The following is a 19,849-nucleotide window of genomic DNA, read 5'->3' as shown; positions in this document are numbered from 1 at the left end:
TTGCATATGCGGTTGGATTTGCACTATTGGATGCCAGCTTTAAATATATATACCTCATACGCCCTGTTGGTACACCCAGGTCAATCATGGCATATACATAGCAATTGTTTTACTATGCATGGCATACCACAAATTAATCCATGTATACCCGTTATTTTCACTTGTGCTATTGAACCCGAATCAATTGCAGGATGCTAAACGTACTATTGTATCAGCCCAGGAAGAAATGGCGGCAGCGAGGTTAAAAAAGAATTCTTGTTGGATGTTTTGGAAATGCATATCATTTTTAATTAATACAAGTAAAAGAGACCATATGAGGTCTCTTTTGTTACAGAGTATTCGACTCAGTATTTTCATTCTACTGATACATACAAAAGAAGATGTATAAAGGATTATTAATTTCCTTTATACTTATAACAAACAAAAATTAGATTATTTAAGGATGGCTGATAATTTGAAAACAAAAGCTAACTATCGAACTTGGATACGAATATACAAACTACTTATTTTTTGGTTTTTTTCACTCATTCTTCTTTCGGTAATATTATTACCAATTAATTTATATCTGCGAGTCCTATCAGGGATTTTAGCATTGCCTTTTATTTATATAGCGTTTATACTTTCCTATTCTGTTTACCAATTCTCGGCATTTGGAGGGAATTATCAGTCAAAGATACATGATTTAATTGTTGCGAAGGTAAATTGGGATGGAAAAGGAAAAATACTAGATATAGGGACAGGTAGTGGTTCACTGATTATTAAACTGGCAAGGACTTTTCCTGAATCCTTTTTAACTGGAATTGATTATTGGGGTGGGAATTGGGAATATTCGAAAGCTCAATGCCAACAGAATGCTAAAATAGAAGGAGTCTCTGATAGAATTGATTTTCTGAAAGCAAGTGCTGCAGAACTCCCTTTTACCGATGATGAATTTGATATAATTGTAAGTTGTCTAACATTTCATGAAGTACAAGATAAAGAAAATAAAACTGAAGTAATTAAAGAGGCATTAAGAGTGCTAAAACCTGGTGGTAAATTTATCTTCTTAGATTTGTTTATGGATGAAAAAATATTTGAGGATGAAAGAGGCCTCTTAAATGAATTAAAGAAACATGGTGTATCTGAATTGAATAGCTACAAGCTTGCTGAAGAAATAAAGTTGCCAAAGCTTTTATTGAACAAAAAAGTACTAGGAAATGCAATGATTTTAAATGGATGGAAATAAGCGTATACTAATTTATCCTTATAATCTCGCATTTACTCACATACCCAGAAGTAAATCAAGATTTAGCTGAAAGAGTAAGTAGCTTAGGGATTATTTATTCATCAATGTATAACAAAGAAAGGCATCCATTGATAGGGAAAAGATAATAACATGAATATTGATTCGCACACAAGGTAATTGTAGAAGAAATACAAGATTCCAAGTTAAAAAATATAGATGCCGTTTTAATTCAATCTGATGGCCACATATCTTGTATTGAATATACCAATAGAGGTAACTGTAAAGATTCCGAAATATATAATCATTAATTGTACTAGTGAAACAAGATAATTAAAATTTAATAGGGTTACCGCCATATTGCTATCAACTAAAAAAACAAAATTCCCCCTAAAATGAAAAATGAGCTGCCTTCTCAAAATAACTAACTATAGAGAAAGAAAATTTTCATTTAGGGGGTACTTTAGAATCTTAGCTTAATAGCGATGTATAGTGACCACCATAAGGGAATATCTTACTTTTGAAATGTATAAATTGGGAGAGTAACTTCAACTGTTGTTCCTTTATTTACTTCACTATCAATAAATACTTTTCCCTGATGCGTTTCGATAATTTTATAACAGACCATTAATCCTAAGCCAATCCCCTCTTCTTTAATACTGTAAAAAGGTTCTCCTAGATATGGTATACGTTCTTTTGGAATCCCACATCCTTGATCAATAAAGCGAATGCTTATTTGATCATTATCAAGTTTATCAATTTGAATCAATATTTCTCCCCCTGTTGACATGGATTCAATTGCATTTTTTAAAATATTAACAAATACTTGTTTTAATTGATTTCCCTCACATGAAATCAATGGAATACCAGGTGTAAAATCGATTCTAATTTGTATATTATTCATCATAGCTTGAGGTTGCATTAGCATTAAAACTTGATCCATTAGCACACTAATATCATTAGGTTGTATCTTTACCACCTGTGGTTTGGCTACCGCCATAAATTCATTTGTAATACTTTCTATACGCTCAATCTCTAATGATACTATATTTATATACCCCTGATTATTCTCATTTTCCGTTGATTTTAGTAATTGCATAAACCCTTTCACTGCTGTTAATGGATTATTGATTTCATGAGCCATTGCAGTCGCTAATTGTCCTACGACAGCAAGTTTTTCAGATTTTCGTAGTAATTCTTCTGTTTTTAGCCGTTCAGTGATATCACGAGAAATACTTAGGAAAACTTCTTTACCATTTAAGTTAAAAACACGGACACTAAACTCAGTTGTTATTATTTTTCCTGTTGGAAAAGCATATTCATCTTGCAAAATGAAGGAAGTTTGTCCCTCTCTAATTTTTTCTAACAACCTTACAATCATTGGTGAATCTTGTGGTACAGCATTTGGAAACGGTAACGAGAGCAGTTCTTCTCTACTATATCCAAACCTTTTACAACCAACAGGGTTTACCTCAATAAATCGACTTGGAACACGATCCTCATTCAGCTCTACTACATATACTGCGTCAGTTGCTTGTTCGATTAGTGCACGGTACTTCATTTCACTATCTCTTAATTGTTGGTGTAATCGATGCCGTTCTCTTTCTGCTTGTTTTCTTTCAGAGATGTCTCTACATATTGCTGATAAAGCTATCACATTTCCTCTTACATCTAGTATAGGAGAAACCGTCAGACTGACATCAAGAAGACTTCCATCGCTACGTTGTCTAACAGTTTCTAATCTAGTAACTACGGATTCCTTTGTTAGAATTTTCTGAACATTTACGAGTGATTCATCCATTAAGAAATCAGGTACACAAGGTAATCTCTTACCTATAATTTCTTGTGATGACCACCCAAATATATTTTCATAAGCTTTATTGGCTTGTAAAATATGCCCTTCTCGATCAGATATGGTAATAGCATCTACATTATGCTTTATAAATGATTCTAGTAATTCTTTGGTAGCTCTTAATTCTGATTCTACCTTTTTCCTTTCGGTTATATCGACTGTAGAACCAACAACTTCAATAACTTGTCCATTCCGTTTAATCGGCCTAAGCGCAATAAGAATAATTGTTTTATCATTTGGCCAGGGTAATTCAAATATAATTTCTTTCCCTTCCCATGCCTGAAGATAATACTTCATCAATTGTGGAACTAAATGTGGAGGAACAATAGAAGCATCAATAGTGCGTAGGCTTTTTCCTACCACCTGTTCAGAATAGAATCCGTTTTGATAATAGAACTGTCCATCACATAAAGTGTGTATAAAGTGCTTACCCACTTTTTTAAATTTAAAAATCCCCCCTTGAAGCTCATGTACGGTATCTGTGAGTTCTTGCTTCGATTTTTTTAATTCCCGATTCATTTTAGATAAGTCCTGTGTTAAATAATACAATTTCTGGTGAGCTTCCATAAGAAATAGCCCAATTAAAAGTCCTAAAGATATATATAATAAGCCTTCAGTGTAAAGCAATGTAGTATTAAAGAATACACCAACTAACCACTTTATTCCGGCAAAAACAGAAAAATATAAAGATGCACTTTTAAAAGGATGGAGGTTTTTAAAATATGTTTTAAAAGTAGTAAATAGGATACCCATACCTAAATAAGCGATCACAGGTGGTTCCCAATACCCACCAATGTAAAAGATACGCATTATAATAATGCTACTTAACGTAATCCAACCAGCAGTACGACCAAAGTAAATAAAAGATAGAATAAGAGGAACAACTCGAAGATCGTAGGAAAATCCCATGTACGGAAAAGAAAAGAACATCAAAGTAATTGCGATAATCCCTCCATAGAATTTTTCGAAATACCGCCTGGAATGAATTGTAAATACTTGAATGAATATTGCTGCGCTAACTAATAAAGAAAAAACAGATAGATTGATGAAATAGTCTTTAATAATCATGTAATGTCCCTCCTTGCATTAAGTGTATTCGACAAAAAAGCAAAAATTCCTACAAAAAATACAAACGGTTCAGGTGCAACAAATTCAAAATACATGTAAGTAATCTCTAAATCTTGGACATACTGATACTGTTACTCTAAAAAGATGCGCAATCGGCATAAATATTGAAGAATTTGTACTTCTTACAAAGATATTCTTCTTAAAGGATGTCGACATGAGATTAATATTTCACAAAAAGTATCAAAATGCACACCTAAACTGAGATTGATATATCAACAGACATTAACATGTTAACCTTCGAAAGAATAAAAATGTTAACTTTATGTCAACTCCCCTTGGTAATAAGAAACTAATACTACATGGATAAACCATAAGTTTATTAGAACAAGAATTGAAATATATAATTTATAGAGGTTAAAAACATCAATAAATACAATGATTCCCTATAAAAATACAAAGAATGTTTCTCTATATTTTAATGAAGTAATATATTTAGCGTAAATAGTTTTTTGTAACATGTAACTTAAAGATTCTCAATCCACTATTAAATATACAATTAAAGATTTAATACTTCTTACAAAGATATTCTTCCCGCGGAGTATTGATATGAGATTGACATTTCGTGAAGCTGGATCAAAATACATAACGGGAATGAGATTGACATATCAATAGGTATTAACATGTTAGCTAACAATAAATCAGAATGTTAATCTCATGTTGACTATACTTAGCAATAATGAAAACAAGACATTAACAAAACATCTATAAAGCCATGGCTTTATTAGGCCGAAAGTTGAAATGCGAAAATCCACATTAGTTAAGGATTGCGCTTTATAAATTACTAGAAGTTTCAAGTAGAAAAATCACTAAGAAATACAGACTATCAAACAAAGCAGCGCTCATTATAGTTAATTCAATCAATAAAATAATATTAATATGAGCAAAATTACTTTGTAATATACGGCTTAGAGGTCTCAAATCTATTCTTGGGCGAATAATTAAAGGATCATTATTTTAAATGTAGAAATCCTTTCTGTAAGTATTAACATGAGATTGACATTGTGCATAATTGGATCAAAATACTCATCATCAATGATGAGTAACATATCACTAAACATTAACATGTTAATCCTGAGAATGATAATATTGTTAATCTCATATCAACTATTCTTGATTATTGTGATAACAAGACATTGACAAAACATCAATAGGCATATGTCCTTATTAATAAAAGCGTTAATAAACCAAGATTCACATCAGTCTTTATTGCTTATAATTAGAGACTGAATAGATCCTTCTATAAAAACTTTTTTCTTTATCGCAAACACTTAGAAATTAAGCATTACAGCTATTCAACAACAAAGCGAATGGGACCTTGTAGTGTTTTAAACTACTAATAGCCAATAACTCGACTCACCATTAGAATTTAACGTTCATATGAACCTATAATAGTTGTTATCTAAAATTACTTTACTAGTCTTAGAATCAGTTAAAAAGAGATACTACACTCTAGTAGTCAAACAGGTATCCGTTATATATTCTCAAGTGTTATCTATGGAAAAGGTTCATACTACAATTATTAATAATATGGACCCTTTTAATCATATTTATACCTATTTTTTTGAAAGTTTAATGCTATATCCTCATAATTTATTTACAAATCGGTTATATTTACTTATCATTAATGTTATGTGAATAAAACCGTCAATCTCATAGCAATCATTTATAAGGATATGGGTGACCAAGGTACCTCATTAATCCTATATAACATTGATGCATTTCAAGTCCCAGTTAACAAAACATCAACATTTGGCGAAGATAGATAATACTTTGTTAATGTTCTGTTAACACTTTGAACATAACATGTTAATGTTATGTTTCATGTTAATCCCAAATAAGAAAGGGATTCCTATTAGTACTGTCGAAAAACACTTAACATATCAATCTCACATTTCATGTTAATGTCATTTATCAGCGAAATTACATACTGCTAAGGAGGTAATACTATGATTAAGCAGGAAAATCACTCTGAACAAACCATGGTAGATGATGAGAACTCATTACACGAAGACGCTTTTGAAAAGGCCTGGCGAATAACAGAGTTTTCTAAGTTAGTAGGTAGACACCATAATACTGTTTATAATTGGTTTAATACGTTAGAAGAGAAGGGGTTGCACGGGACTCTTAGAACCAATAATACAAATGAAAAGCTATATAATTCATTAGATTTAAATATAGCTCTTTTCATAAAGCAGAAAAGGGATGAAAAGTGGTCATTAGATGCCATAATTGAACTTTTACCGCATCAATTCGAACTAAGGCCAGTATCTCCTGAAAACCACTCTAACGAAATATTATCTCAATTTGATTTTCAGGACGCAGCTGAGACAATCGAAAAATTGGTGGAACAAAAGGTTCAAGCACATTTACAAAACATCGAAATACAATTTCAAGAGAAATTTGAAAATGTATTAAAAGCGTTACCTCAGCCTGAAGATCCAATTGCTATGAAAGAACGTCAAAGACAAGAAAGACTGGATAACATAATAATTGAACATAGAGCTCGTAAAGAATTAAGAAGACAAGCTGAAAAACTCTGGAATGAAAAACCTGAGGAAGAGCGCATAAAAAAAGTTGGTTGGTTTAAAAAAGAGGAAGATTTAGCAAAAAAACACCTATTTATAGAGTATTATTTAAACGAAAATATGATAGAGTATATGAAATCTATTATGACATCCGAATAAAAAAGAGGCCCGGGATATTCCCAGGCCTCTTTTTTATTATTTTGATGTACCAAACATTTTGTCTGGATCCATAAATGCAGCTAATTCTTCATCATTCTCAGCATCTGCTGATGGTTCCTCATTACTTGTTCCCATATCGATGTAATCACCGAAATTAATACTGAAATCATCGTCTTGATCTTGCATTTCAATTGTACTAATTTGGGATTTTTTAAACTGAATTTGATTTTGCTTCTCTTTAAATTCATTGAATTCTTCAACTAAACCCTTAGACAAACGGGACGGTAATGCATCAGTTTTATAGAACGTATACACACTGCCCATAAAATCATTTTTACTAATTAAATACCCATTAAATACCGTACCGTTGATTGGTAATGTATTCGTAACTTCTACTTTTGCATCATCCATAAATGAATCATTAATATTCTTTTGTTCGTCTAGAATTGCAAGCATTCCAAAATGATGCACCTTAGAGGCCTCCAACTCACCATCATCGTTCTTTTTCACTAATTCTATAGGATGGTGGAAAGAGCTTCCTTTCAACGATTCTGAGAACATATCTACTATTTCTTTACTATTTTCAATTTGATTCATATTGCGAGAAATTTTATTAATAACTAGACAACCAGTTTTCTCTAATAAAATACGTTTAAAGTCCTGTGAATCTAAAATAACAGATGTTCCTGCGCCATTAGAAGCTGTATTTAATTCATGGATGATTTCACCAATGCGCTGGTTTGCATAGTCTCGTGAATTAGCAATACCTTTTTTCTCATTTTCGTTTAATCCCTTAAATTCATCATAGAAATGTTGGTTATCTGCGAAAACAACGAATGCAACACCTTTTGCTGGGTCATTTGCTAACTTCCAAATCTCTTGAGAGAATTTATTTACTTGTCTTAGTACATCAGGCCCATCAGCTCTTACAGGCAGTGTTACAACAATACCCATTTTAATAAAATCTTTACGTTCAATTGCATTATTGAATGCAATTTTTGCATACTTTTGTTGATTTGCTATTAATTCCTCTCTAGGAATTTTCATTGCCATACTTTTAAGTTCTTCAGCGATTATAGGTTTATTATGAAAAGCCGAGAATTCTTCAATTGCTTTAATGATTGTAGAAGTACCTGTTCCACCGCCTAAACCAGCAAAAAATAGTACCAATTCATCTGTTGGTCTTACACGCTCTGTGATGAATTCTTTTAACTTTTCTTTCGCTTCATCATTTGATTCTAGTACTCTTACAGCACGTTCTGGATTCTTCCCTAATCCCCCTAATTTTAGTGATACTTGGTTACTTGTTGGTACGTTTTTTAATTCGGCTAAATCACCATCGTTACTATTTAGGGCAAGACAGTTGTACACAGATGTTCCATCTGTATGCTTATATTCAGCAAATTTATCTACCATTCTAGTTCCAGCCTGACCAAAACCAACCATTGTCATTTTTACTGCTACTTCGTTTTTAAGAAAGTTCTTCGCCATTATTTTATCTCTCCTTTTTCTTATCTATTCGTTTCTTTACGTTTTCCAAGTTCAATTAACACCTGCTGTCCTCTAATTGTTGAGATTAAAAATTTATAAGGGTGCATAATTTTTTCAGTTATTAATGACATTGAAGATAATGTACTAACACTTACTTCAGCTGATCTTCTTGATATATTGGTTCGTTCAACCTCTAATGAGTATGATTTTCCCTTTAATTTCTTAACTCTCCTATCAATTACAACATTACCTACTATTTCATTTATTGAGATGCCTCTCATATATTTCGTCTCTTGGTATTGTTTATTTACCTCAGATCCTATGTAATGAAATACATTATAAAGTATTTCGTCCTCTTCAAGAATGTCTGCAAACATGTTCACAACTTCATCAGGAAATTTAATTACTTTATACTTTTCGCTCAATACCTCGTTCAAGTTGCCTCCCCCTTAAAACGTTGGTTAATTATTCCTACGAATATATTACATTAATATAAGACGTATATCAAGTGATTATATATAGAACTTACATATAAAGCGTATAAGTATTAAAGTTAGTTAAAATGTTGATATATAAACATGAATTTATACAGCGTACATACACGCTGTATATAATATATATATCAATTTCAGGTTTCATGTAATTAACAACACCTTCTATAAAACTATAAATTTAATATTTAATTTGACATTCTTCTGAATAATCCTTTATAAAAAAAAACAAATTACAAACATTTCATGTTAAAACACTTCACAAAGCATCCATACGCTCTATTCATAAACTGTATATATAAGCTGTATATATAAACCCTTTAAAATAAAGAGTTTATGGCTAATGTATCAATTTCATATCAACATATTTTACATGTTTCATTTATATACACCTTATATGCAAAACCTATATATAAAGTGTATATGTAAAGTGTGTATAAAACATACAAAAATCATTGCTCTTTTCATATCATATGGTTTGATATGAACATTTTAGTTTAATAAAGAGATCTTTGTATTCAGCTAAATTTATTAACGATTTTTCTACTATTTAAAACCATTGATAAAGGAGATCTGTCAATGTCATGTTATAAGTTCTCCTCTCAGTTATTAACTCAAATAATTGCAAGTTCAATATCTCAAGTGTTAGGCTCTACACATTCACTTGTTAATCTCATATGTACACCATCTTTATAATTAACATGTAGAGTCATAATATTTAAAAATTCAACTGAATTTATTATATTTTTATTCGAGTTTATATCCATTAATTGATTTATACGTATAATTGTAATGCAGATTTCAACTTAACAAAGCAATAGATACATTAGATGATGATTAGTTCTGTTCAAGAAATTGGACTTGATGTTTATCCTGACAAGAAAGAGGAAGAGGGGGATACACCAGAAAGTGAAGAAATTTTAAATGGACTAATTTTGTACATTGGAACCGGTAAAGCTAGCAATTGTTATTAAGTTTTGGTTTAAAACAAAGATGTACCGTTTAAGAAAAAGATGAATCGGAATTATCTACACTTTGTTTTTTCTTATTGCACTAACGTGAAAGTCTAACTAGCTATCAAAACTATATGCTAACATTTAGCTGAAGAATCTTTAAATTTAGGGGGATTTAAATGTGAAATTAATAAATGAAATTTAAAACAATTTTGCTAAAATTAATGCGGGGCTACATGTGAGTAATTATTATGAGCTTACTCTTTTATCAGAAAATAAGTAGGAAGGTATATATGAGCTTGCAAAAATGGCTACACACGCTACTAATAATGACACAATAGAACTCATACAGTTGAAAAAATGGGAAAAAGATTTCCTTATTTGTCAATACCCTGATGGGGAAACAGCTTGGTTTGGAACAATACCACATGGATATGATATAAATGGATTGACATCGAAGGAATATATAATAGAACAGTTATTGAATGAATTCGAACAAGAACTAGCAGAAATTTACTGGGTTAAATTAGACACAGAAGATTATTATGCATGCTGTTATGAAGAATATATGTTTAAAACGAATAGGGGTATTTATTTTTTAAGTATGAAAGTCCACGATTAAAAACATAAAAACAAGACTTCTACATAGGTTTTAAGCAAACATTTATATGAAAATTATATCTTAATCTGTTGTAGAGGAATCCACTTTGATTAATCCTTTTTTAATGGATTCTTTTTATGTGTTATAAAGTTACTCAACTAAAGGGCCATTTTCTTGAATAAGAGAAGGAATTATTCGTAAGTAAATCGAAGTTAAATTTCAGAAGATGTTATTTAGTTTATGATAACTAGAAATGTAGATGGTCTACAGGCTTAGTTTACATAAAGGAAGTTTTTTTTGTAAATGAAGATACAACTCGCAAAATATACGAACTTATGCAAGCAGCGAAGGCGTGAATTACATAATACTAGTAAAAATAATTTTCTGATAATCAGAAACTATCTGACGGATTAGAGCGAGAACTCTGTCACTCGGCCTATTAGGAGGAGATTGAATTGAAGTTATTACAAATTAGACTGTTGGTTAATGATTTTAAAAAAAGCTCCAATTTTTACAAAGATTTATTAGGACTATCAATAAGTTGGTACGAGGAAGAAATGGAATATGCACTTTTCAATAATGGAGAAACGAAAATCGAGCTTTTATCCCGAAAAGCCATGGCAGAAGTGGTCGGAGAGGAAAATAAATTTTTAGAAGGGGAATCTCAATCAAAATTTTTACTTCAATTTGAAGTAGAAAATGTTGATAAGACTTATAACCGTTTAAGAGAAAATGGGATTGAATTTATTACTAAACCACACGATCGTAAAGAATGGAGATCACGTATTGCACATTTTCGAGACCCAGATAGGAACCTTATTGAAATATATAAAATGCTGTAATTGATTAGGAATTTTTCAACACAAATAACTCCGTTTCAGATTATTCGAACGGAGTTATTTGTATTGCTACCGATAACAACGAATTATGTTAACTGAAAATGCACCTTATACAAAACTTTTTTCGCAGGAATTAAATTATTTTATAACGAATTACTAGAATAATTTTATACAAGAAAAAGGAGGAATTAACGTGAGAATAAAAATTGAAGAATTTGAACTTCCTCACATGGATTCAGGTCCTTATGGAATTACAAGGGGAAAAGATGGTGCCCTATGGTTTACACAACATAAAGCAAATCAAATAGGTCGAATGACTGTTGATGGTAAAGTGACTCATATTGATCTTCCTACTATCAATGCAGGTGTGCTATCTATAACTTCTACAGATCAGGGTGATATATGGTTTACTGAAAATAGGACAAATAAAATTGGCAAACTAGCAGTAACAGGTGGAATCACTGAATATACGCTACCGAACAGCGATTCTGGACCTTTTGGAATCACGCAAGGACATAATGGAGACATTTGGTTTACAGAAATGAACGGAAATAGAATAGGGAGAATCTTATCATCAGGCGATATTATTGAGTATAGTTTGCCAGTTCCTGATTCTTATCCCTCTTTTATTGTGGCTGGATCTGATCATGCTCTATGGTTTACTCAGAATCAGAGTAATCAAATAGGTCGGATTACGATAGGTGGGGAAGTGACTACATATAAGTTACCCACAAAACAGGCTGGCCCTGTGGGTATTACAAATGGACCGGATGGTGCACTTTGGTTTGTAGAAATTAACGGAAATAAAATTGGCAGAATTACTACTTCTGGAATAATAAGTGAGTTTACCATTCCTACTCCGAATGCTCGTCCACACGCAATTGTAACCGGACCTGATCGTGCTTTATGGTTCACTGAATGGGGAGGTAATCAAATAGGTCGGATTACAATAAACGGTGAAATTACGGAATATCCTATTCCTACGAAAAATGCGGAGCCACATGGTATGGTAGTAGGACCTGACAAGGCCTTGTGGTTCGCTGAGGAATGCAATAAGTTAGGCCGGTTAAGCTTTGTATAAAAACCTTGAAAGGTAGTGAATATCTATGGAATCAAATAAGCAGCATGGAACGAATCCTACAGATAAATATCCGAGTGAACTACTCGCCACTTAGCAAAGCTTGAATTGGGAGCTTCTCAGTTCCACGATGAAAGCAACCTTTCGTCTCCCTGAGCGTTACTTCGGGGTGTTCCATCCCTAGATGTCCAACGCTTGGACGCTCTTTTGGTACGGTTGATATTTTACGCAGGTACCGAATGGCTTGGTTTTCGCACTCTATTTTCTTCCTGCAACCTCATATATCAAGTTATCAAAAGTTTTTGGCTATGCCAAACCGAAATTCATCTCCCGCCTACCTTTGGGCTATACCCTTCACACGCTTGAGGAAGGAGAATTCTTTCGGGGAAGTCGTAAAACTGAATCGTGACAAAATTAACTTCTCAACGAATTCTGTCATTGTAAATGGGAAGGGTGATAAAGAAAGGGAAGTATACTTTAATACTCGTTGCACCATTTGGTTAAAAAGGTATCTAGATGAAAGAGTTGATGAGGAGCCTTGTTTGTTTATTACCGAAAGAAGGCCAAAAAGACGTATGAGTATTGATAATCTAAGATTTATTATCAAACGTATATCAAATCGTGCCGGGAGTAAAAAGAGTATTCATCCTCATCAATTACGTCACAGCTATACTACACATATGATTAACAATGGTGCGCCACTTGAAGTAATACAAAGCTTACTTGGTCATGAGAAGAGTGAAACCACGAGAATATATGCTCAGATGAGTGGAAAGTTGAGACATGATTTTTATATTAAATATTTTTGAAGGCTAATGAAATTAATCTTTAATCAAAATCGAGGTGTGCATATAAAAAGACATATCTTTTGAATTGGGCCAGATTATGGAGGAACTCATTTTTTAATTAAATGGATATTTATGTTGAAATTCATGGGAGAGATTGTGAATAAATGTACTTATCGGTGCAGGATAGTGGAAGAACGTATGTTGACTCTAATTAGAGATACTTGATAATATAGTGGCATGAAATTGTATATAAAAAAGGATGACTGTCATGAAAAAAGCAGTGAAAATAGCCTCCTAAGATAAAATTAAGTATTTTAGGAGGCGTTGAATTTGAAATTCAATATTATTAATCGTGACAATTGGTATCGAAAAGAATACTTTGAACACTATTTACAACAACAAACAACATTCAGTCTTACGAATGAAATTAATATTACTATTCTTATGAAGAACTTAAAGAAAAAGAATTACAAGTTATATCCTGCGTTTATTTTTATGGTTACAAAAATAGTTAATTCCCACAGAGAATTTAGAACTAGTTTTAACTCGGAAGGTAATTTAGGTTATTGGGCAGAGATTTTCCCTTCTTATACAATTTTTGATAAGAAGACGCACACATTTTCTAGCATCTGGTCACCAAATTCAGCTAATTTTTCTGAGTTTCATTCTCAATATGAAAAGGATATAGAAAAATACAATGGTACAGGTAGTTTATTTCCAAAAATACCTATACCAGATAATAATATTCCGATATCTATGATTCCTTGGAGTTCTTTTACAGCATTTAATTTAAATATTAATAATGGTGGAGATTTTCTCTTACCAATAATAACTGGAGGGAAATATTCACAACGAAATGATGAATTATTCCTACCTATCTCATTACAAATTCATCATGCTGTTTGTGATGGTTATCACGCAAGTGTTTTTATGAATGATCTACAAAAACTTGCTGATGAAAGTGCGGACTGGATCTAGTTGTTCATAGGGGAAAATATCTATAAGAGGAACTGTTAAATCAGTTCCTTTCTTTATAGAAATACACCAAAATTTGTGAATAAATGTACTTAAAGTAACGGGGACTTTTCTTCAATAACGATCTTCAACAATAGGGCGCTATTCTTTTATAGAGAAAGCGTCTTTTTCTTGTATTTCAAGTGTCCTAATGGTTAAGTAATTTTTTGTTTTCTACGATTGTTGAATGACTAGCGTATAAAAGAGACTCTCCTTGAATATAATAGAATCTAGATTAATTGATTTACAAAGTGGGAGCGTGAAGAATAATGTTATTATCCGAGGCCTAGGAACAGTATCTATTAGATAAAAAAATTGAGGGATATTCACCTCTGACTTTAAAAACATATTTTTTTCAATATAATCTCTTATTACGTTATTCCGGTGACATTAACATGAGTGAACTTACTACAGAAAACTAAAAGGTTACTTAATTGAAGCAGGAGAACACTTAAAGCCATCTAGTCTAGGACACCGAGTTCGTTGCATCATATCACTTTTTAGATGAATACATGATGAAGGCTTTATTCGTCGTGCTTTCACGCCTGAATATTCCGAGTTTCTCCGCAATAACATTGTCAGGTACCATAGCTTTACGCGGAAATTTTCTGTTGATACAAAGATTCTTCTGGAACTAGTCGCTAAAGAAATCACTGGGGCAAACGCGATACAGATTGTAGATAGAATCCGCGAAACGCTTGGTGAAAAATGACGCAATGCTAAGAGAAATAGAGAACAAAGCAGATGTATTTTTCGGTAAGAGACACTTTCAAACGAGCCTTTGTAATCTATTACCATGCTTACTACTCAATAGGAAAAAATGCCTGTCACTTCCTGAGAAATGTCGAAGTTGCAAAATTAATTCGACATTTCCAGGATGATGACAATAGGTTATTTTTTATAATTCTATTTTCTGGTCACCACGTTTTTCTAGATTTTTAGCAGTTTTACTTTGGCCAACATCCTTTTGGTCTTTAAAGGTGCCCATGAGAAAATCATAGGCTGGATTCGTAACACCATACCAATAATTTTCATTTTTGAAATGATGCCATAAATGAACTTTTTTCATCCATCGCCCCCATGGTGATATTGGTTGAAGGGGGCGATGCGCGATATAATGCTTCCACTCATAAAATAATAAAAAGAGTATAATACCTGCAATAAATGCGTTTGTCATGACCAAGCTGGATGAAAGAAAATAAAACATTGCTCCTGAAATTGCAATGTTTGGCACACTATACCATAAGGGTAAAAATAATAAATGTAATTCATTCGGATTTGTATGGTGGTCATAATGTAGGCGCTTAAGCATTTTTAATAAAAATGCATTCTTTGGTGGCTTTAGATGAAAAATAAACCTGTGAGTAGCGTACTCAGCTAAGGAATACATAATCATTCCCAAAATAAAAGCACCCCAAATTCCGATAGAGGTTAAATGTAAAATCATAAATCCAAAGCTAGTGAGGAAAAGACAGCTCATGATCAAAATATCAGGATAGGAAAAATACTCTTTAAAATATTTTAGTTTCATTTATCACGCCTCCAGCTTTCTTTATTTTTTTCTATCTTTCCAGAGAGCCAAGCTTTTCTCCAAGGTTGTCTTGCACAATCTTTCCGCTTCAATTGCATCTCCCTTTAATGCAGCTTTTAATAAGTCGTGATAATAGTTGAAGGATAACTCACGATAATCTTTTACAGAAAAATATCTTTTTGCCATATCTACATAAATGGAATCGAAGCTATTTAAAATGAGTAGAAAGATCGGATTGGCAGCAAGCCCAGCACACCTTTTTTGCAAATCCCAATCAAATACTGCATAGCTTTCTGCACTATCTTCAAGTTGTTCAAGATTAGCAAGGAGAGCAACCACTTTAGGTTGATTAAACGTAACAGCATTGCGAATATAAGTCGGAGTCAACGAACTCCTAAATTCTAATAAATACATAATAAATTCATCTGTAATGGTATGATGATTCTCAACCATATTAATAAGTGTCGTTAGATTACCATTGCTCCAATAATCATTAATAATCGATGGCATTCCTTTTCTCCCTGTTATCCATCCACTCCTTCCTAAACGTTGAAGCGCCTCACGAATAGTTGGGCGACCAACACCAAATTCTTTCGCAAGCTCTCTTTCCGGCGGTAAAGTACTTCCTACAGAATAAACACCAGCCAATATGGATCTAATTAATTCATTCTCAATTTTATCTGAGGAGCGTTCCTTTTCTTTCAAGCCATCTTCCCCTTTATTTTATGGTAATACATGTTAAATATATTGGTAATACCAAAAATTATATAACGAGTTTGAATTTTCCGTCAATAAAAAGGAGCGAATTTTTATAAATAGAATTATTGGACAAGCCCTAAAAAAGAGGAAACCATTTTCAAAGTGGTTTCCTCTTTTTTGCTTACATAGACTCGATTATCATTTGTCTTTCATACCATTTGGTTAATTTATCATTAACACTGTTTGAGATGCGTTTCATTTTCTTATTACAGAATCTTGATAGTGTAGCAGGGGATAACCCTAACTCATCTGCTATTTCGCGCATCGTTCTATTTTGATGCATGTGTTGGTGCATAATTTTCTCTCTAATTAGCTCCTCAGTACTTACTGTAGTATGAGTTACTGTATTTGCAATCAAATTATTTTCTTGTTTATCCGGAGTAGCAGTTACCTTTTTCTTTACCGAACTTCCGATATTATCCATTAATTCTTTTGGTGGTAAAATGATGATTCCTAATTTTGAGTAATAATTCTTAAACCAATTCCGTTCTCCAATTCTTGATTCATCAATTTCCTCAGCGTACTCCCAATGTGAAATAACTTTTTCTTTTTCTAAATCTATTAATACATTTTCTAATTGCTCACGAATACGGTGCGGGCGTCCCTTAGCTATATTAATCCCCATAACAGACAATAGTCCTTTTTCTCCATCAATTGAATATGGTCTTTTTAAATTACTGTATTGTTGTCGAATTCTCCATTGCCAAGATAAATAGCGAATTAGTCGCTTATGGAATTTGTGTCGATAACTATTATACTCCAATGCTTTTTTAGATAATAACGCTGTTGTGCTACTAGATCCGTATAAATACATCGACAAAAAGCTACCTGGCTTTATTCTACAAGATTCAATACCTACGTAATCATTGGTATTTTTATCTCGCCAAAGAACTACAGAATCTAAAACGAAAAGTCTTTTAATTATTTCACGTTTCATTTCAAATTGCTCACCAGTTTCTGCACGATCATTTAAAACTACGACCTCATTATCATCATTTAAATAAATAAAGATACTTGCCAAGGCAGCTATACGCTGTGCAATTTTAATTTTATCTTCTGCGCGATAATACTCTATACCGTTTGCTGATGCTTTTGGTATATTACACATATCTAGTACATTTTCATAGCTGAAATCAATAAAATCATCTGGAGATTTCGCTTGATTCAACCACTGTATTGTAATTGTATCTAAACAGTCTGCGGTAAGATCATCCATATTGCTAATAACACCATCGACTAGTATTGACCATCTTTCTGCTTCATTAGTGTTTACAAGCCTTAAATCTTCATCCTTGTGTGACGATAGCTGAGCAACTCCGCTTGTATTTTTAGTTTCTAATGGTAAAACAGGTACTGCTCCTACTTCATCTTCTTCAAAGTGATTCTTGGCTATACCATCTCGTAGTTGATAATATACCGCATCATTGCTTACAGGATAGTAATCCTCTTGTAGATCAATTGAATGCTCTTTTAACTTTTCATCGTCTGTATTAGATCTTATAGTCGTTTCAACTTCTTCAGACGTACCTCCAAATTCTTGCTCTATTATTTTATCGAGTACATTTCGAATCTCAATTTTATATTTATCTAGATTTGCATATATGTGCAATAATGAAATCCCTTGCTCTTGTTTCTGACCTAACCAAGAGACAAGTGCTGAAAATGAAGGGGATATATTAGCTGAAGTTACTACTTTGTCATGATTTCCTTTTACTTCCTCATAATATCTATTCCACTTTTCCCATAGCTGCGTGTTCTTTTCATACATTGGAGCAGCAAGTAAAAGGGCATCGCTAAACAACACTAATACTTTCTCCATATTCAAAAACCTCCTTACTAAATTCCCACCGATTAGAAATATAAATTGTAGAACTTGAGACGTTATAGCTATATGGTGGCAACATAGCATATAAGTTGAAACGTTATCAGAATAATCTATATCGAGAAATGATTTATCGAACAGTATTTGTCCTATCAAGTAAACATTCTTGTACTTGTATTATATAAGACTGTACTTATTTGTAAAATTACTACTTTACACCACAATCTCCATGTAGGAAACCCATTTGGCATTAAATAGTGTAAATCATACTTTTAAAGTGAAACGTAATTGTCCCTTTTCTTACAAATGAAATAAAACATTATGGCGATATGATAACAATTACTTTCTTACCAAGAAACATCGATGATTTGCTAGTTTCATCTGAAAAATTATTCGTATCATTCTATACAATGATACGAATATCCTTACTTTTATGAAACGTCATAGCTACATTGTGGCAATTACTCCTTAGAACTTGAAACGCTTTAGCTTTATGATGGCAAGTGTGTTCTGAACAAGAAATACCTATAAATTTTTGGGTTTCATTTAACAAGAATTAACGTTATTCCATACATCGGCACGAATACCTTTACTTTTATGAAACACCATAGCTACATTGTGGCAGGTACTATTGAAAACTTGAAACGCTTTAGCTTTATGATGGCAAGTATATTCTGAACAAGAAATACCTATGAATTTTTGGATTTCATTTAACAAGAATTAACGTTATTCCATACATCGGCACGAATACCTTTACTTTTATGAAACATCATAGCTACATTGTGGCAGGTACTATTGAAAACTTAAAATACTTTAGCTTTATGATGGCAAGTATATTCTGAACAAGAAATACCTATGAATTTTTGGATTTCATTTAACAAGAATTAACGTTATTCCATATAGCGACACGAATACCTTTACTTTTATGAAACGTCATAGCTACATTGTGGCAGGTACTATTGAAAACTTGAAACGTTATAGCTATATGGTGGCAACAACTCTTTAAATATGAAACATTAACGCACTAAAATCTATTCATATAAAAAAAATATTTTTTATTTAAATTAGTGCTAAACATTGATATAAAGCCATTCTTTAAAAAAACTAAAAAATCCCAATGAAATGATATAGCTATATGATGGCAACAACTTTTTTTAAAAAAAACCTATGAATCCATATGTAACAAGGGTTTAGGTACATTTCAAGCGCAACGAAACATTGATTTCAAACATGAAACGTCATAGCTTTATGATGGCAACAATCTAAAAAAAACATGAAACGTGTATAGCTATATGATGGCAATAGTCCCTTGACGTAAATTAACATGAAAACGCCATATCACAACATTTATGAATGAATTCTACACATTATTTAGTCATTTCAAAACTTGAAACGTTATAGCTATATGGTGGCAACAACTTTTAACCCGAAGCACTAGAAAACCTATTATATCAAGGTTTAGGTGCTGTTTCATTAATTTCAGATACGTTTCATATTCAAAATACCTTATAGCTTTATGGTGGCCAAAAGTTTTTTTTTGTGAAACGTTGAATCCCTTGTGCCTCTAGGGCTGAGGCTGCGTTTCACATTTTTGAT

General features: G+C 32.4%; 13 protein-coding genes and 3 pseudogenes. 10 read left to right on the top strand and 6 right to left on the bottom strand.

The annotated features are described in order from the left end of the window. Window positions 1–181: 181 nt before the first annotated feature. The 3 genes and pseudogenes from BAU23_RS31105 to BAU23_RS30655 all read left to right on the top strand — a co-directional run. Window positions 182–274, top strand: a pseudogene (locus BAU23_RS31105) (DUF3967 domain-containing protein); the annotation flags it as partial. Between the two features lie 168 nt (window positions 275–442). After that, on the top strand, window positions 443–1,225 hold the full coding sequence (locus BAU23_RS17780; RefSeq protein WP_071734902.1) for a class I SAM-dependent methyltransferase: 783 nt from the start codon (window positions 443–445) through the stop codon (window positions 1,223–1,225). Between the two features lie 20 nt (window positions 1,226–1,245). After that, window positions 1,246–1,533, top strand: a pseudogene (locus tag BAU23_RS30655) (FAD-binding monooxygenase); the annotation flags it as partial. A gap of 203 nt (window positions 1,534–1,736) precedes the next feature. Here the strand turns inward: BAU23_RS30655 and BAU23_RS17775 are convergent. Then, window positions 1,737–4,142, bottom strand: a complete 2,406-nt coding sequence (locus BAU23_RS17775; RefSeq protein WP_071734901.1) for a PAS domain S-box protein — start codon at window positions 4,140–4,142, stop codon at window positions 1,737–1,739. Between the two features lie 2,006 nt (window positions 4,143–6,148). On the opposite strand from BAU23_RS17775, the gene BAU23_RS17760 reads away from it, so the two are divergent. After that, window positions 6,149–6,886, top strand: a complete 738-nt coding sequence (locus BAU23_RS17760; protein ID WP_071734900.1) for a terminase gpP N-terminus-related DNA-binding protein — start codon at window positions 6,149–6,151, stop codon at window positions 6,884–6,886. A gap of 36 nt (window positions 6,887–6,922) precedes the next feature. Here BAU23_RS17760 and BAU23_RS17755 read toward each other — a convergent pair whose 3' ends face one another. Both BAU23_RS17755 and BAU23_RS17750 read right to left on the bottom strand, forming a co-directional pair. Continuing rightward, window positions 6,923–8,377 carry an FtsZ/tubulin family protein gene (locus tag BAU23_RS17755; protein ID WP_071734899.1) on the bottom strand — a complete coding sequence of 485 codons (1,455 nt, stop codon included), beginning with the start codon at window positions 8,375–8,377 and terminating at the stop codon, window positions 6,923–6,925. A 20-nt stretch (window positions 8,378–8,397) separates the two neighbouring features. Continuing rightward, complete coding sequence (locus tag BAU23_RS17750) at window positions 8,398–8,814, bottom strand: hypothetical protein (protein ID WP_002150988.1); 417 nt, start codon at window positions 8,812–8,814, stop codon at window positions 8,398–8,400. A gap of 884 nt (window positions 8,815–9,698) precedes the next feature. Here BAU23_RS17750 and BAU23_RS30235 point away from each other — a divergent pair. From BAU23_RS30235 to catA, 6 genes and pseudogenes are all read left to right on the top strand, one after another. After that, entirely contained in the window at window positions 9,699–9,842 is a 144-nt protein-coding gene (locus BAU23_RS30235; RefSeq protein WP_165615098.1) for a hypothetical protein, read from the top strand. Window positions 9,843–10,110: 268 nt separating this feature from the next. Further along, the gene (locus BAU23_RS17745) at window positions 10,111–10,443 is read left to right on the top strand and encodes a hypothetical protein (RefSeq protein WP_406911061.1); all 333 of its coding nucleotides are present in this window, start codon (window positions 10,111–10,113) and stop codon (window positions 10,441–10,443) included. 434 nt (window positions 10,444–10,877) lie between these two features. Next, window positions 10,878–11,264 carry a VOC family protein gene (locus tag BAU23_RS17740; protein ID WP_071734898.1) on the top strand — a complete coding sequence of 129 codons (387 nt, stop codon included), beginning with the start codon at window positions 10,878–10,880 and terminating at the stop codon, window positions 11,262–11,264. Between the two features lie 190 nt (window positions 11,265–11,454). Then, the gene (locus BAU23_RS17735; RefSeq protein WP_083583372.1) at window positions 11,455–12,342 is read left to right on the top strand and encodes a Vgb family protein; all 888 of its coding nucleotides are present in this window, start codon (window positions 11,455–11,457) and stop codon (window positions 12,340–12,342) included. A 380-nt stretch (window positions 12,343–12,722) separates the two neighbouring features. Continuing rightward, window positions 12,723–13,148 (top strand): annotated as a pseudogene (locus tag BAU23_RS17730) (tyrosine-type recombinase/integrase); the annotation flags it as partial. A gap of 309 nt (window positions 13,149–13,457) precedes the next feature. Then, window positions 13,458–14,105, top strand: a complete 648-nt coding sequence (catA, locus tag BAU23_RS17725; RefSeq protein WP_071734897.1) for a type A chloramphenicol O-acetyltransferase — start codon at window positions 13,458–13,460, stop codon at window positions 14,103–14,105. A 934-nt stretch (window positions 14,106–15,039) separates the two neighbouring features. Here catA and BAU23_RS17720 read toward each other — a convergent pair. From BAU23_RS17720 to BAU23_RS17710, 3 genes are all read right to left on the bottom strand, one after another. Next, on the bottom strand, window positions 15,040–15,672 hold the full coding sequence (locus tag BAU23_RS17720) for a sterol desaturase family protein (protein WP_071734896.1): 633 nt from the start codon (window positions 15,670–15,672) through the stop codon (window positions 15,040–15,042). Window positions 15,673–15,693: 21 nt separating this feature from the next. After that, complete coding sequence (locus tag BAU23_RS17715; protein WP_071734895.1) at window positions 15,694–16,377, bottom strand: GntR family transcriptional regulator; 684 nt, start codon at window positions 16,375–16,377, stop codon at window positions 15,694–15,696. 175 nt (window positions 16,378–16,552) lie between these two features. Beyond that, on the bottom strand, window positions 16,553–18,250 hold the full coding sequence (locus BAU23_RS17710; RefSeq protein ID WP_071734894.1) for a helix-turn-helix domain-containing protein: 1,698 nt from the start codon (window positions 18,248–18,250) through the stop codon (window positions 16,553–16,555). Window positions 18,251–19,849: the final 1,599 nt, after the last annotated feature.

The organism is Bacillus nitratireducens (genome assembly GCF_001884135.1).
GTDB lineage: Bacteria > Bacillota > Bacilli > Bacillales > Bacillaceae_G > Bacillus_A > Bacillus_A nitratireducens.
Note: the sequence above shows the minus strand (reverse complement) of the source record. Positions and strands in the feature narration are given on the sequence as shown.

What these genes read in the sequence shown, in the direction of transcription:
- BAU23_RS17755 (WP_071734899.1), bottom strand. Translation starts at nt 8,377, where the DNA reads ATGGCGAAGAACTTTCTTAAAAACGAAGTAGCAGTAAAAATGACAATG.
- BAU23_RS17780 (WP_071734902.1), top strand. Translation starts at nt 443, where the DNA reads ATGGCTGATAATTTGAAAACAAAAGCTAACTATCGAACTTGGATACGA.
- BAU23_RS17720 (WP_071734896.1), bottom strand. Translation starts at nt 15,672, where the DNA reads ATGAAACTAAAATATTTTAAAGAGTATTTTTCCTATCCTGATATTTTG.
- BAU23_RS17710 (WP_071734894.1), bottom strand. Translation starts at nt 18,250, where the DNA reads ATGGAGAAAGTATTAGTGTTGTTTAGCGATGCCCTTTTACTTGCTGCT.
- BAU23_RS17760 (WP_071734900.1), top strand. Translation starts at nt 6,149, where the DNA reads ATGATTAAGCAGGAAAATCACTCTGAACAAACCATGGTAGATGATGAG.
- BAU23_RS17775 (WP_071734901.1), bottom strand. Translation starts at nt 4,142, where the DNA reads ATGATTATTAAAGACTATTTCATCAATCTATCTGTTTTTTCTTTATTA.
- BAU23_RS30235 (WP_165615098.1), top strand. Translation starts at nt 9,699, where the DNA reads ATGATGATTAGTTCTGTTCAAGAAATTGGACTTGATGTTTATCCTGAC.